Source organism: Thalassospira profundimaris, from assembly GCF_003326675.1.
In the GTDB taxonomy this organism is placed as follows: domain Bacteria; phylum Pseudomonadota; class Alphaproteobacteria; order Rhodospirillales; family Thalassospiraceae; genus Thalassospira; species Thalassospira aquimaris.
On record NZ_JPWF01000002.1, the window covers coordinates 19852 to 34645 of the forward strand.

Here is a 14794-nt window from a genome sequence, read left to right on the forward strand (position 1 = left end):
CAATTGCAACAACACAAGCATGTTGGCGGACTAAAATCGCCTAAACCAGTCAGGGAAATAGGGGAAATAGATTATTCTTCCGGGGAAATAGATTCAGCAGGCATTTTCCCTGATTTAATTCTGGCATCCTTACGCAGTTTGCGGAGGTAATCTCTCCCAATGGTGTCAGCTTTTGGGATGTTCGAAATTCCACTTTTTTCCAAAAGATCAAACACGGCAGCAGAAGCAGCATCTTCACTCATATCCGTGTCAATTTTCCCCGCCAGTGCGCAGATTGCAATTGCCTTGTACATTTCATCTTTTGGAATGTTGGGTTTTCGTCCCGGTTTTTTGCGCTCTTCTTTTTCTTCTGTAACCGTTGTGCATTGATAGATATCGTTCTCGGCACTGACACAATCTCTATGAACGCGGCTACTGATCGGAAACAGTGCAATAACAGCATCTGTTTTGAACTGGACATGCCCATACCAACCGCAAAAACCAAAATTTACTCTGCTGTATGGTTGCTGATAGTTCCACCCTTCGAACAACTCCCAAAATGTTTGGTCAATATCAATCAAGTCTTTTTCTGAAGGCCCCCACTCACCGTCACATGCAATGTCGGCATCATCTAATCCACGTGCGCCCAGCCTTCCCATAACAAGCGCTTTTTTCAATTCTGCTTCTTCATCGTAGAACATTTTGAAAGATGCCAATTCAGGAATCGGACCCGCTTTTTCTTCCCGACAGGCAAGAACATCATCATAAAGAAACATGTCTTCCAACGCTGGCGTTTTTAGAGGCGGCAACCCAAAAGCAATCCAGCGCAAGGCCTCATATATATTCATTGTCGGCTTAATAAAATTCTCTGCACTGGTTTCGTCGTAAAGAAAATTACTACCAGCTTGCGTATCATTCGTCATTTGATGTCCCAATCAAACACTTGCCCCAGAACGTAACGGCACAACATTGTCCGATCCGCCCTCAAGCATCATCGACAGCCGATCCGCCCACCGCTGCAAGGCATCGCGTTTTTCCGGCCAGTATTCATGGGTGTTATAGGTGCCTTCCAGTGACGGGGTGGCATGGTTCAACACCCGTTCGGCCACCTCTCTTGATACTCCCAGAATGGCAAAATTTGTCCGCACCGTCCGGCGGATGTCGTGAAACACCCAGCCGGTCACACCGCTTTCGCGGTCTATGATTTCCTTAAGCCGCCGGGTTCCGGCATAGGGCTTTTGCCCGTTGGAAGTAAAGACCGGGGCGGTGGGGGCATCGGACAGGCGCGGCAAGTCTGCCAGAAGGTTTTCAAACAGGCCGGAAACCGGCACGATATGGTCACGCTTGGATTTATTGCGTTCGCCGGGGATAACCCATGCCATACCGCCCGCCGCTTGCGCCCCGTCACGGCATCCTGCAAGTGCGGCGTGGCGGATTTCGTCCCATGTCATGCACCGGACTTCATCGCGGCGCTGCCCGGTCAGAATAAGCGTTTTCAGATAAGGCCCGGACGGATAGGGCAATTTGTCCGCCGCCTTCCAGATTGCAATCAGTTCGGCGTCCGAAAGGGTGCGGTTGCGCGGCTTTTCAATCTTGCGCCGTTTCACCGCCGCCGCCGGGTTGGCATCAAGATATTCCCGTTCAATCGCCCAGTTGAACGCGGCAATCAGATTGCTACGTACCCGGTTCACTTGCGCGGTAAAGCCCTTGTCATTCTGCAAATGGTCCAGAAGGGCGACAATATCGGCACGGCGCAAATCCGAAAGCGGCAATCGCCCGATTACCGGGTAAACATGATTTTCAAACATGCGTTCGGTTTCCAGCCATTTGCGCTGGTTTTGCTTGCAATAGGCATCGACATAGCGGCGCAAGAGGGACTCGACCGTCTGGGGGCGCTTGGCGGCTTGCTCGGCCTCTGCCCGCTGGCGGGCCTCCTTATCGGGCAGGTCGGTGCCTTCTTTGGCGTTTGCGGTGATTTCCGCCGCCTTTTTCCGGGCACTGGCAAGGGTCATGCCGATTTTGGGGTCTGCCTGCACATAACGGCCCAATGTGACGCGCTTTTGCTTTCCGGCAATGGAATAACGCACCGCCCACGAACAGGCCCCGTCATTCGACATTCGGAATACCAGCCCCGCCCCGGAATCGTCGGTGACTTCCAGACGCCCGTTAGGCGGTGGTTTCAGGGTCGCAAGGAAACGGTCGGTAAGGCGCTTTCGCATGGCCGGTCTCTCCTGCCCCGTTTCCGGGGACTAGCTGGGGACTAATTTGCATCCGTTTCGCGGCAATTGCATACAATTTCCGGCGAACAACAACGAACACTAAGGCCATGATATATTTATTTAAAACCGAACAAAAGCGAATTTTGACGTGAAGCCTCGAACGCTATGTTTCATCACTCCCAGACGTGAAGCCTCCCTGATAAACTTGCCGGGCACATTTGTTGCCCGGCTTTTTTTTCGCTTTTCCCATCTCTGATCGCACTCTGACCGTACACAGATGCAGACCATCGGGCAGACATGTATACTTGTTCGATGCTGGCATAGTTGACGATGCATGATCCTGCGTCCCCCGCCTTTGGCGTTTTCCGTTGGTCAAGCAGGTTCAATCCGCACCATAACCGGGAAACTGCAGATCATGAGAAGCACCCTCGGCGCATTCCTGTTTGGCAACAAAGCACAAAACCATCTGCCCGAACGGGTGCAAGCTGCAATCGACCAACAACAACATGACAGCGAAAAACTGATTGGCTGGATACAGCTCTTGCTCGTCACGATTTTTGCCAGTCTCTATGCCATTTCCCCCAGTACATCCCTAAGCGACGCGATAAAACCCGTGCCATGGGCCCTGGGACTTTATTACCTGTTCACGCTCAAACGTCTTGCGCTGGCCTATCGCAATGCACTGACCGATTGGTTCCTGACATTGTCAGTGATCGCCGATATCGGTCTGCTGCTTGTCTTGATCTGGAGTTTCCATATCCAGTACATGCAACCGGCAAGCTTCTATCTCAAAGCCCCGACCATGATGTATGTCTTCATCTTCATTGCGTTACGCAGTTTGCGCTTTGATCCTCGCTATATCCTCATTGCCGGGGCCACAGCCGCGCTGGGATGGCTGGTTCTTGCGTCTTACGCCATCTGGAGCGAAGGCGGGAAAAGCATGATCACCCGCGATTACGTGACATATCTGACCTCCAACGCGATTCTGATCGGGGCCGAGATCGACAAGATCATTGCAATCGTTCTGGTAACACTGGTCCTTGCCATTGCAGTCATGCGGGCCAAACGATCCTTTATTCGGGCCGTCACCGACGAAATTGCGGCACGCGATCTGTCACGCTTTGTTTCGCCGGAAATTGCCAACCGCATCACCCATGCCGAACAACAGATTAAACCCGGCGACGGTGATGCGGTGATCGCCACGGTAATGTTCACCGACATCGAAGGGTTCTCGTCAATTGCCGAAACGCTGACGCCCAAAGAACTGGCCACCATGCTTAACGAGTATTTTACGGAAACCAACGCGGTGATCTCGCGGTTTGGCGGCGTCATTACCCAATACCAAGGCGATGGTATGCTGATAACCTTTAATGCTGTGACACCTGATACCGATCATGCACTGAGTGCGGTGCGCACCGCACTGGCCATTCAGGATGTCTCGGAGAACCGCATTTACGGGTTCGGAGGAAAACTTAAAACCCGTTGCGGGATCAATACTGGTGAAATCATGACCGGCGCAGTCGGCTCGGAGAATCGCCTGACATTGACGGTGCATGGCGACAACGTCAATATTGCCGCCCGACTGGAAACCATGAACAAGCAATTTAACAGCTATATTCTGGCATCAGAGGCGACCGTAAAGGCGTGCGGCCATCATTACGATATCCCCGACTGGATATCACGAGGCGAAGTCACGGTACGCGGGCGACAATCTGCGACACCGGTTTTCGGCATAACCAGAAACCGGAACGGTTCCGACCACCCCGACAAAAGCATCGACCAGGACCTTGCGGCGGGAACGACAATCGCCCGCAATTTCAACGAATAGACATTCCGCGCCAATCGGCAGGAATACCATGACCGGCGGACAAAAAAAGACCCGGGGAGCTATAAGCTCGCCCGGGATCTTGGGGACAGATGGTCTTGGGGAGACCGATCGGAAGCGCTGCCTTGCCCGTGGGGTTTGAACGTAACGGGGGAGAAAACGTTCAATCGGGCCCCGATGCGTCGTGAGGGAGTACACTGCATCGATGTTTTCGCTTCCGACAATTAGGAATATGCCATGTAAATAGGGCTTAAAAAGCTGTCGTTAATGACCATTTGCGGGCGAATTGGGGCAAATACGGCACCCCGACAATGCTGCACGCAAAAAAAAGGGGCGGGTTAAACCCGCCCCAACATATTCGGGGTCATTATGGTCTTGGGGAGACCTGTCAGTCGCGGCATTCCAGGTGGGGGAACAAACCTGAAAACAATCGGCTCAGTCTTGTGAGGGGGGACAGATTGGACTGGCCATTTCCTCGACTGACAAGAATGAAATTTGCCGAAGAACAAGGCGGGAAAACAGGCCTGATTGGGCCATTTCGGGGCGAATTATGTTCAAATCAGGGCACATTCACCCCAACCCCTTGATACTATTGATAGCAACCATGATCTATTGATGGGATGCATTGCCAACAGCGACAGCACAAACTGTTTCGCGCCTGTCGCTGGTCCCGTGAATTGGCTTTGGGCTTACGTACCCCGCGCGCATCCTGTCGCAGAATAACGCCCCGGACAAAACCGGGCCTTCGAAACGTCCAGACCGGCGGCAAACGCCGCAACAGCGTGGAACCGAAGGCAGATTTACTCGGCTCCATGGGATAACGGTCTTCTTGTGCAAGGAGATGCCAATGCCCGGCACTGCCCGTTCAACATCCTCGTCCGCCCCCCATCCGCCGCGTGTGGCCGCCCTGATTGGTCCCTATTCCAGCGGCAAGACATCCCTGCTTGAAAGCCTGCTTCTTGCCACCGGGCGCATCCATCGCAAAGGATCCATCCGCGATCACAATACCGTCGGGGATAACAATCCCCAATCGCGCGCCCGCGAAATGAGCACCGAACTCACATCGGTTCAAACAACCTATCTCGGCGAAGAATGGCATTTCATTGATTGCCCCGGCTCTGTCGACTTTGCCCAGGACGCCCGCGAAGCCGCAATGATCTGCGATGTCGCGATTGTGGTGGTGGATTGTGATCCGACGCGGGTCATGACCGTTGCGCCAATCCTTAAATTTCTCGATCGCAACCGCATCCCTCATCTGATTTTCATCAACAAGACCGATCATGCCGGTATCAGTCTGCGGAACAATATTGATGCCCTGCAATCGATCTCGGAACGGCCCTTGATCCTGCGCGAAATTCCCATCCGCGACGGCGACGGGCATGATGCTGCGATTACCGGCTTTGTCGATATTGTCTCGGAACGCGCCTATCAATATCTGGAAGGTCAGCCGTCCAAACTGATTACGATGCCATCAAGCCTGTCCAACCGCGAAGGCGAAGCCCGCGAGGGACTGCTTGAAACCCTTGCCGATTTTGACGATGCCCTTCTTGAACAAATCCTCGAAGATCAGGCACCGGCGGCCGACACGATATATGACAATCTCGAACAGGATTTGGCCAAGGACCTGATCGTTCCCGTTTTCTTTGGCTCGGCCGAACAGGATCACGGGATTGTCCGTTTGCTCAAAGCCCTGCGGCACGAAGCCCCGACATCGGACGTTTGCGCCCATCGCTTGGGCATTGAACCCGATGGCAGCCAATCTGTGCTGCAAATTTTTAAAACCGTCCATCTGTCACATGCTGGACGGTTTTGTTTTGCCCGTGTTTTGTCCGGACAGATCAAAAATGGCGATGCCTTTGGCCCTGACAAGGTTTCGAGCCTCTGCACCCTCATTGCCGACAAACATGAAAAACTCGATCTTGGTGTCACCGGCGCGGTTGTCGGTCTGCCACGGGTGGAAAAATTGCGCACCGGCACCCTGATCGGCACCGATGGCCAGATTGACAGTTTGTGGCCCGATCCCCTGCCCCCGCTTTATCAAACCGGGCTTGAAGTCACCAAACCCGGCGATGACGTCAAACTCAGCGAAGCACTTCGTCACCTTTGCGAACAGGACCGTTCCCTGACCTTCGGGCATCATGAAAGCACCGGCCAACTTGTCCTGTCCGGACAGGGCGACATTCATCTGCAATGTGCGCTGGCCCATCTTCATGATCACTATCATCTGGAAATTGCCACGACCCCGGTTCTGACCGGATATCAGGAAACCATTCGCAAACCATCCGCCGCACGCGGACGCTATAAAAAGCAAACCGGCGGTCACGGACAGTTCGGAGATGCCGCCATCGAACTGCGCCCGCAGGGACGCGGGGACGGGTTTGAGTTTTCCGAACATATCGTTGGCGGCGCTATTCCGCGTCAATATATCTCGGCTGTTGAAAAAGGTGTGCGCGACGGATTGCGATCCGGCCCGCTTGGCTTTCCGGTGATTGATGTGGCGGTCAAACTGGTTGACGGGTCCTATCACACGGTCGACAGTTCCGATCAGGCCTTCCAGATGGCCGGACGCATCGCGATTGGCGATGCACTTAAGGACGCTGGGCCGGTTTTGCTTGAACCGGTTGATCAATGCACCGTTTCCATCCCCTCGGACTTCACATCCAAGGCCCAGCGTCTGGTCAGCACACGACGCGGACAAATTCTTGGTTTCAACGCCAAGGATGGCTGGCAGGGCTGGGATGAAATCGATGTCCAGATACCGACATCGGAAACCGCCGACATGGTCACAGAATTAAGATCACTGACGCAGGGAACAGGTTTCTTCACAAGACGTTATTCACACATGCAGGAACTTGCAGGAAAACAGGCCGACAGTGTGGTGGCCCAACACCAGAAATCGGGAAAGTAGCCCCTCCCGAATGGTAAAATCTATAACCACACTTTTTGTAATAGAATTGATCTATTGCAAATCATTAAACTATTGATTGGCGTAAATTTTCCGCATGTTTCATAGTCTTTCTAAAGAGAAAGACACAGTAAACCTTCGGGGCGTTCCCCATCCCCGATAAAAGGAGATAGCACATGCAGATTGATATCGGAATTAACGAGACGAACCGCACTGCAATCGCCGACGGCCTGGGCCGCGTTCTGGCTGATTCTTATGCGCTGTACCTCAAAACCCATAACTTCCACTGGAACGTCACCGGTCCGATGTTCCAGACCCTGCACACCATGTTCGAAGAACAATATACCGAGCTTTCCACCGCGATTGACGAAATCGCCGAACGTATCCGTTCGCTTGGTGCTTTCGCCCCGGCCAGCTTCTCGGCCTATGCGGAACTGTCTTCGATCGAAGAAGAAAAAGGTGTGCCTGCTGCCAAGGACATGATCCGTCAGTTGGTGACCGGCCATGAAACCGTGATCAAAACCGCGCGTTCGCTTTATCCGATTTGCGACAGCTCTGACGATGATGCGACCGCCGATCTTCTGACCACCCGCATTCAGGTTCACGAAAAAACCGCATGGATGCTGCGTTCGCTTCTTGAAGGCTGATCACAACGATTTACGCGTCCCGACCAAACAAAAACGGCCCGGAATTCACGTCCGGGCCGTTTTTTTGTCTGTATCGGGTGCTTAGCCAAACAACGGATCAAGTTGCCGCGCGGCATTCAAAACCACATGATCCTGCCCGTGCGGGGCGGCAATCATCAGGGCGGCGGGAACGGTTTCGCCGTCCACCGCAACCGGCATTGAAATCGCGCAAGCATCAACAAGGTTCAAATAACCGGTATTGCGCAACATCAGTGCATTCAGATTGTCAAAGTCGGCTTCGACCTCGGCAATCTTCGGCGCCATCATCGGCAAGGTCGGTGCGATCATCACATCCACATCGGCCATGGCGGCGTTGAACATTGAAACCACATCAACGCGCTTGGCATATGCGGCAATCATGTCATCCTTCGAAAGCGTTTCGGCAAATTTCAAACGGGCAAAAACGCGCGGGTCGCCAACCGTTTCAAGTTTGTCAAAATCACCCGAATAGATCGCATGTGCTTCAAACGCCACCAGCTTCTTGTTCAGGATGGCGTTCTCGGCAATGAAGCCAAGCTCGACCTCGACCAATTCATGGCCGGCGGCTTCAAGCTTGTCACAAATCGCTGTGAATTCGGCTTTGACCCGATCATCAAGACCATCCACAAACCCGCTGGTCGGCACACCAATGCGCAACGATGCCGGGGCTGTGGTCGGGACGGTTTCACCGGTCATGACCTCATAAACCGTGATGGCGGTCTGAAGATCACGGGCAAGCGGCCCCGGCGTATCAAAGCTTTTTGCCAGCGGATGAATGCCCTTGCCCGAAACACAAAGACGGCTTGGCTTGAAACCATAAAGGCCGTTGATCGCCGACGGAATTCGGATCGATCCACCTGTATCCGTGCCAAGGGCGATATCGGCCAGACCATGGGCAACGGTCAAACCGCCACCCGATGTTGATCCACCGGGAATACCATCGGCATCAAACACATTGCCGGGCGTTCCGTAATGCGGGTTAAGGCCCACACCGGAATAGGCAAACTCGCTAAGCGTTGTCCGCCCGAACGGGATCGCACCGGCTTCCTTGACCAGACGCACGACATCACAATCGGTTTCGGCCGGTGCGCGATCCAAAAGAAGTTTCGAGGCCGCCGTGGTGGCAATACCCGCCTCGTCATACAGGTCCTTGATCGAAACCAGCATCCCGGCAAGCGGAAGGTCCGGATTGGCAGTTGCCAGTTCTTCGGCCTTTTCCGCAGCCGCCAAAATCCGCTCCGGGTCAAACTCGGTAAAGATTTTGCCCTTCAAATCGCCAAGTTCATTTACCTTGTCGATTGCTGCTTGTGCCTTGTCGATCATCGCACCCATTTGGCGGCCTCATCCTTCTTTTGTCGTTTTGTTTCAGACGGAAACTGGCTTAGGCAATTTCCGGCAATTCATTGATTGTATAGGAATGTTCGATCGTGCGGCCAAGCACGGGATCATGCAATGCCATTTTAAAACGTTTTGCCGGACGCACGCCGCCCTTGGCGCCAAGGGTCCCGCACAGCATCACCGATGCCTTGCCTGCCGGGGTCGATGACATCAGACCCGAACCGTCAATCAGATCGGTCAACGGACGGATCGAGGAAATCGTGCCTTCCTGATACAGAACCCAGTCATCGCCATCCTGCTCGGAAATCCACGACCGCATTTCGATCTGTTCGATGTGATCGGCGACTTCGTCAAAACGCCAGATATCTTGTGCGACAGGCTTTTCACAAATCTGCTTGGACAGGGCAACCGAATGCGCTTCAAGTTCGCGGTCGGTGTGATCCGATGCCAGACCGATATACAGCACACCGTCACTTGCGATCAGGAACGGTTCGATCTCGCCCGATGTACCTTTGCCAACAACTTCAATCACGTCCTGCTGGGTCACCATGCCCGATGCGGTACGGTAATAAAGCGGCACACTTGAAGGCGGCTTTACGCCGATTGCGGCCAGTTCGTCAATGTGATGCTGGATGGCATGGGCATCGCGCCCGGTCCAGCCGGCAACGGTGCAATGGGTGATATCAAAGGCGATTTCTTTGCCCGCAAGGGTGAAATTCATCTGCATTTTTGTAATCCGGGTTCATTTGTTTTCGATCATCCGTCGGGCTGGGGAAGCCGGGACCGGACGCGGGGCAGGAATACGAACCGGGTTGTCCGGCTCGTATTCCGCCTCGGTTATTTAAGGAATTCAGACCTGCCTGATCAGAGATATTCGGGCAGGAACAGTGCAAGGTCGGGCAGGAAGATCAGGCCGACGATCATGGCCACCATCACCAGAACAAACGGAATGGTACCCAGCATCACCTCGGACAAACGTCCGTTCTTGCGCGCACCCTGCACGACATAAAGGTTCAATCCGACCGGCGGGGTAATCAGGGCCATCTCGATCAGAACGATCAGAAGGATACCGAACCAGACCTTGTCAAAGCCCATACCAACCATGATCGGGACAATGATCGGAATGGTCGCCACCATCAGCGACAGGGTCTCGATAAAGAAGCCCAGCACGATATAAAGCGCGATCACCACCAAGAGGGTCCCCATCGGGCTCAGATTAAGACCGACCAGAAGTTCCTTAAGCTCGCGGCCCATACCGGCCGCAGTCAGGGTGAAGTTCAGGAAATAGGCGCCGATAATCACCAGCATGATCATCGCGGTAATCCGCACCGTGCCCAAAAGGCACAGCTTGATCATCTCGTTGGAAACACCCTTGTTGAAACCGGCAATCAAAAGCGCGATGGCAACACCAACTGCGGCGGATTCCGTTGGGGTCGCCCAACCGGCATAGATCGATCCGATCACCACGAAGAACAGCACCAGAATGGGCAGCAAATGCTTCAGGCTGACGAAACGTTCCGACCAGGTAAAGGACCGGCTCTGCCCGCCAAGCGACGGTTTGACTTTGCAAAGCGCCGCAGTCACCAGCATGAAGGCCACCGCCATCACAAGGCCCGGCACCAGACCGGCCAGGAACAGACGCGGGATCGATGTTTCAGTCAGGAACCCGTAAACGATCAGGTTTATCGATGGCGGGATCATGATGCCCAGTGTGCCACCTGCGGCAATCGCACCGGAAAACAGTTTGGGATCATAACCAAGCTTTTCGGCCTGGGGCATCGCAACCGTTGCAACAGTTGCCGCCGTGGCGACCGAGGAACCCGACGTTGCCGAGAACATGGTTGCCGTGCCGATATTGGCATGGATCAGGCCACCGGGCAGCCAGGAGAACCACTTATCAAGCGCTTCATAGGTTTTCGCAGCAATCCCGCCGCGCACCAGAATTTCACCCAGCAGCACAAAGAACGGAATGGCGATCAGAGTTGATGAATTTGACGAAGACCAGACAACCTGACCCAGCCCGCGCAACAGCGGAAACGGGGTAAAGAACTGATCAACACCAATCCCCAAAAGGAACAGGACAATCCCGACCGGGATCGACAGGGCCAAAAGACCCAGCAAGGATGCGGTAACAGCGAAAATCATGCTTCCAACTCCAGTTCAGAGCGGGCACCAACAAGCGTATCCGCCTGTTCAAGATCGCGTCGCATCAAAAGACTCAGGGTAAGGATCACCAGCGCACAGGAACAGACCGCGAACCACAGCCATCCGGAAAACCAGATGATCTGCGGAATCCAAAGCGGTGTTTCAAGCGGCGTATTGGCTGTTGATCCACGTTCGATGGTCTTGGCCAGAACCGGCCAGCATTGAATGGCGACAACCGATGCCACACCGGCAAGTGCAACAATCGACAGCAAATCAAGGAATGCCTTGCCGCGCTGCTTCAATTTCAGACGAATAAGGTCGATCCTGACATGGGCAAGCTCGGTCAGGGCAAAGGACAGCCCCCAGCTTGCAACACCTGCCATGACATAACCTGAAATTTCTTCTGACCCGCCAAGCGAGATGCCAACTTCACGCAGCAAAATCTCGGCGATGATCAGGGCCACGCTGCCCATCAGAACAAGTCCGACGAGCAGCGCGATCATGCGGTTGGTGCGGCGGATGGCCGCAATCAGTTTTTGGGTCACGATTTCGGTCTCCGCCATACACTTTTGATTAGTTCAGCGGTACGGTAACACCGACGGTCGCGCCAACGCTATCATTCCAGCGTTTGACCCAATCGTTACCTGCGCGCTCTGCCCATTCCGGCAGAACCGTGGTGGTCAGGATTTCCTTGGCTTTGGCAACGTCCGCTTCGGAAACTTCAACCAGTTTCATTTTGGCGGATTCACCTGCCGGGCAGGTGCCATTGCCGGTCAGGCAGGCAACATCGGTTTTAAGTGCGTCTGCGGCAGACGCCCAAGCCGGTGCTTCGAACTTGGTTTTGACTTCATCCATGATGAAGGACTGCTGATCGGCACTCAGGCTGTTCCACTTGTCCATGTTCATCGCGGTCACAACCGGATCCCAGCCACCAAGCGGAATGGTCATCAGGTGATCGGAAACTTCCCACCAGCCTGCGCTGTAACCCGAACCGGCACCGGTAACGGCACAATCGATCACGCCACGCTCAAGACCACCCGGAACTTCCGAGAAGGCAACGTTCACGCCGGTCGCACCCAGTGCTTCGAGGAACTTGGTGGTCATACGGCCCGAACCACGGACTTTCTTGCCTTTAAGATCGGCAAGGGTGTTGACTTCACCCGCACAGAAAACAACCTGCGGCGGGTACGGTGCAACGGCCAGAACTTTGGCGTTGAAACGTTCTGCAAAGATGTCATCAACCATCGGACGGGCTGCTTCGACCATTGCTTTTGCTTCGGCTGCGGTGTTTGCGACCAGCGGCACGTCAAGGCCTTCAAGCTCCGGTGCATCGCCAACTGCATAATCACCAACGGTCATCGCAATGTCGAAAACGCCGTCGCTGAGAATACGGAAAACGTCACCGCCACCGATGCCCATCTGGTCATGGGTGGTCATCTCGACATTGAATGCGCCTTTGGAATCTGCCGGGAACGTTTCGGTCCAGAACGGATTTTCGTACTGCTTATAAAGCGGCAGGCTGCTCCAGCTGCCAACGACCGAAAGGTCTTCGGCGAATGCCGGGGTTGCGGCAAAGCCCGCACCAAGGGCAGAAACTGCCAAAAGCGAAGAAACCATCTTTTTCATAAGAAAACTCCTCTGATGTAACGTTTATGATTGGTTTGTTTCAGGTTTGGTCTGAAGGGAAAATTCCGCGGCTTCGGCAAGGACATCGGTCACAAGCATCAAGCCGGGTTCGTGCGTAATGGCAAATTCAGGTAAGGCATTGCGAATTGCCATCTGCGGCGTGACTCCACACGCCCAGAAAACCGGAATGTCCCCTTCATGAATGACGGGTTCATCTCCAAAGTCCGGTTTCATGATATCGGCGATACCGATTTGCGACGGATCACCGATATGAACCGGTGCCCCGTGGGCCAAACGATATCGATCAGAATAAAGGATCGCCCGGATCGCATCGCTGGGCGTAAAGGCGCGCATCGAAACCACCAACGGACCATGGAAACGGCCGGCAGGCGACGTTTCGATATTGGTCACATACATCGGCACGTTGCGGTTCGCATCCATATGACGCACAGGCACACCGCCACGGGTAATTGCCGCTTCAAAGGAAAACGAACAGCCCAGAACGAACGTTACCAGATCATCACGCCAGACATCGGTCAGGTCACTGGTGCTGGTAAAATCGGTGCTGCCACGGAAAATGCGATAGCCCGGAATATCGGTGCGGATATCAAGATCCGCGCCCAGTGCCGGGATGTGGGGTGATCCCGGTTCGGACATCCCGATCAACGGGCATGATTTTGGGTTCTTTGCACAGAATTGCAGAAACTCATCTGCATAGTCAGCCGGCAGGATCGCCAGGTTGCCCTGAAGGTAACCCGAAGAATAGCCGGTAGTTGTCCCTGTATGTTCGCCGCTTCGGATCGCCTTGCGCAACGCCAGTGGCGTTATCGACGATATAGCTTCCTTTGCGGTGTCAACGGAACGGGTGGCGCTTTGTGACGCGTTCATTTTTCAGTCCCATTCTCTGCCTCTTTACAAAGATTGTGAAACGGGACCGATCTTGTCAAGAAATCATTTTATCTGTTTTTTGATCGTATTTAACGATCAATCTGATCAAACAATTTTGCAGCCTCCTGCACGGCCGCACCGATTTCACGGTTTCGTTCCGGGTAATAGGTGATGACAAAATGAAGCGCGGTAAGGGATGCTTCATCCCGCACAGGAATCTGCTTAATGTGTTCATCCCAAACGGAATTTTTGACCATCAAGGTCGGCAAAACCCCAATCCCGAAGCCGCCCGCGACCAGATGTTTCACGGTTGAAAGCGATGCGGATCCATGCAGTGCCGGTTGCGAAATATCGGGCGCGGCAAAGATGCTTTCGACCTCGCGAAACGGTGGCGTACCTTTTGGAAATGTCACGATTGCATGGCTTGCCAACTCACTTAACGACAGGGGTTTGTCCCCCAATTCCATCGTTTCGGCGCAATACCATCCCAGTTCGACCGGCTTTAACGGGGCTGCCACCGCACCTTGGGGCACGGATTCGCGCAGCATGATCGCAACATCCATCTCGTCATTTTCAAGTGCCTTGCCCAACTGCCCGGATGTATCCACCGACAACTCATAACGCACCTTCGGAAAGTCATCCTTCAACTTGTTAAGCATATCGGTCAAAAGCGTATGCACGATGGTTTCGGCAACGCCGATCCGCACAGTTCCGCTCAGTTCACCGGGATGGGTCAGTTCCTGCCAGATACGATCACGTGCCCGCGACAGACGCTGGGCTTCCTCGACAAATCGCAAACCGGCCGCCGTCAAGCGGACCTGCCGGTTGCTGCGATCAAACAGCATGATACCCAGTTTCTTCTCAAGCCCCGATACACGGGCCGATATCGCCGATTGTGACAGGTTATATTTCTGTGCAGCGGCGCGAAAACCGCCCGCCTTGACGATATCTTGCAGAATTTCGATATCCTTGAATTCAAACACGCAATCCACCCTGATCAATGTTGTTTGCGATCATTCTACCCGCCATCCGATCACTTCGCACGATCAATTGATCGTTCGCTTGATCAGATCACCCACTTTTGACGTAGAACCTCGGGCCTAAGCAGGTGAATTCGATGGCATTTCACCAACTGATCACCGAGGCGTGACTTGCCCAAAGCGGCTTTTGCACGGACAGTGGATCAACTGCGCAATTGGAGGAC

12 protein-coding genes are annotated in these 14794 nt (G+C 54.0%); 3 read left to right on the forward strand and 9 right to left on the reverse strand.

The genetic code is table 11. The features are described from left to right. Nucleotides 1–71: 71 nt before the first annotated feature. Both TH19_RS02690 and TH19_RS02695 read right to left on the reverse strand, forming a co-directional pair. Nucleotides 72–902, reverse strand: a complete 831-nt coding sequence (locus tag TH19_RS02690) for a hypothetical protein (protein ID WP_114100809.1) — start codon at nt 900–902, stop codon at nt 72–74. Nucleotides 903–914: 12 nt separating this feature from the next. Further along, the gene (locus tag TH19_RS02695) at nt 915–2198 is read right to left on the reverse strand and encodes a tyrosine-type recombinase/integrase (RefSeq protein WP_114100810.1); all 1284 of its coding nucleotides are present in this window, start codon (nt 2196–2198) and stop codon (nt 915–917) included. Nucleotides 2199–2613: 415 nt separating this feature from the next. Here TH19_RS02695 and TH19_RS02700 point away from each other — a divergent pair, with 415 nt between their 5' ends. The 3 genes from TH19_RS02700 (at nt 2614) to TH19_RS02710 (ending at nt 7575) form a co-directional block, all read left to right on the forward strand. Next, complete coding sequence (locus TH19_RS02700) at nt 2614–4026, forward strand: adenylate/guanylate cyclase domain-containing protein (RefSeq protein ID WP_114101202.1); 1413 nt, start codon at nt 2614–2616, stop codon at nt 4024–4026. Between the two features lie 844 nt (nt 4027–4870). Next, nucleotides 4871–6931: an elongation factor G gene (locus TH19_RS02705; RefSeq protein ID WP_181846281.1), complete on the forward strand. Its 2061-nt coding sequence runs from the start codon at nt 4871–4873 to the stop codon at nt 6929–6931. A 173-nt stretch (nt 6932–7104) separates the two neighbouring features. Continuing rightward, nucleotides 7105–7575 carry a Dps family protein gene (locus TH19_RS02710; protein WP_114100812.1) on the forward strand — a complete coding sequence of 157 codons (471 nt, stop codon included), beginning with the start codon at nt 7105–7107 and terminating at the stop codon, nt 7573–7575. 81 nt (nt 7576–7656) lie between these two features. Here TH19_RS02710 and TH19_RS02715 read toward each other — a convergent pair whose 3' ends face one another. The 7 genes from TH19_RS02715 to TH19_RS02745 form a co-directional block, all read right to left on the reverse strand. Beyond that, nucleotides 7657–8925, reverse strand: coding sequence for an amidase family protein (locus tag TH19_RS02715; RefSeq protein WP_114100813.1), 1269 nt, complete (start codon nt 8923–8925; stop codon nt 7657–7659). Between the two features lie 49 nt (nt 8926–8974). Next, on the reverse strand, nt 8975–9658 hold the full coding sequence (locus TH19_RS02720; protein WP_114100814.1) for a DUF2848 domain-containing protein: 684 nt from the start codon (nt 9656–9658) through the stop codon (nt 8975–8977). Nucleotides 9659–9795: 137 nt separating this feature from the next. Continuing rightward, nucleotides 9796–11076 carry a TRAP transporter large permease gene (locus TH19_RS02725; protein WP_114100815.1) on the reverse strand — a complete coding sequence of 427 codons (1281 nt, stop codon included), beginning with the start codon at nt 11074–11076 and terminating at the stop codon, nt 9796–9798. Next, nucleotides 11073–11621 (reverse strand): TRAP transporter small permease subunit, encoded by a 549-nt coding sequence (locus TH19_RS02730; protein ID WP_114101203.1) that lies wholly within the window; start codon nt 11619–11621, stop codon nt 11073–11075. Before TH19_RS02730 ends, TH19_RS02725 begins: the two co-directional genes overlap by 4 nt. Before the next feature lie 28 nt (nt 11622–11649). Continuing rightward, nucleotides 11650–12702 (reverse strand): TRAP transporter substrate-binding protein, encoded by a 1053-nt coding sequence (locus TH19_RS02735; protein ID WP_114100816.1) that lies wholly within the window; start codon nt 12700–12702, stop codon nt 11650–11652. A gap of 24 nt (nt 12703–12726) precedes the next feature. Beyond that, nucleotides 12727–13590, reverse strand: coding sequence for a putative hydro-lyase (locus TH19_RS02740; protein ID WP_114100817.1), 864 nt, complete (start codon nt 13588–13590; stop codon nt 12727–12729). A gap of 89 nt (nt 13591–13679) precedes the next feature. Then, complete coding sequence (locus TH19_RS02745; protein ID WP_114100818.1) at nt 13680–14573, reverse strand: LysR family transcriptional regulator; 894 nt, start codon at nt 14571–14573, stop codon at nt 13680–13682. Between the last annotated feature and the right edge of the window lie 221 nt (nt 14574–14794).

Coding starts and splice junctions, on each gene's coding strand:
- TH19_RS02690 (WP_114100809.1), bottom strand. CDS start 902: ATGACGAATGATACGCAAGCTGGTAGTAATTTTCTTTACGACGAAACC.
- TH19_RS02695 (WP_114100810.1), bottom strand. CDS start 2,198: ATGCGAAAGCGCCTTACCGACCGTTTCCTTGCGACCCTGAAACCACCG.
- TH19_RS02700 (WP_114101202.1), top strand. CDS start 2,614: ATGAGAAGCACCCTCGGCGCATTCCTGTTTGGCAACAAAGCACAAAAC.
- TH19_RS02705 (WP_181846281.1), top strand. CDS start 4,871: ATGCCCGGCACTGCCCGTTCAACATCCTCGTCCGCCCCCCATCCGCCG.
- TH19_RS02710 (WP_114100812.1), top strand. CDS start 7,105: ATGCAGATTGATATCGGAATTAACGAGACGAACCGCACTGCAATCGCC.
- TH19_RS02715 (WP_114100813.1), bottom strand. CDS start 8,925: ATGGGTGCGATGATCGACAAGGCACAAGCAGCAATCGACAAGGTAAAT.
- TH19_RS02720 (WP_114100814.1), bottom strand. CDS start 9,658: ATGCAGATGAATTTCACCCTTGCGGGCAAAGAAATCGCCTTTGATATC.
- TH19_RS02725 (WP_114100815.1), bottom strand. CDS start 11,076: ATGATTTTCGCTGTTACCGCATCCTTGCTGGGTCTTTTGGCCCTGTCG.
- TH19_RS02735 (WP_114100816.1), bottom strand. CDS start 12,702: ATGAAAAAGATGGTTTCTTCGCTTTTGGCAGTTTCTGCCCTTGGTGCG.
- TH19_RS02740 (WP_114100817.1), bottom strand. CDS start 13,590: ATGAACGCGTCACAAAGCGCCACCCGTTCCGTTGACACCGCAAAGGAA.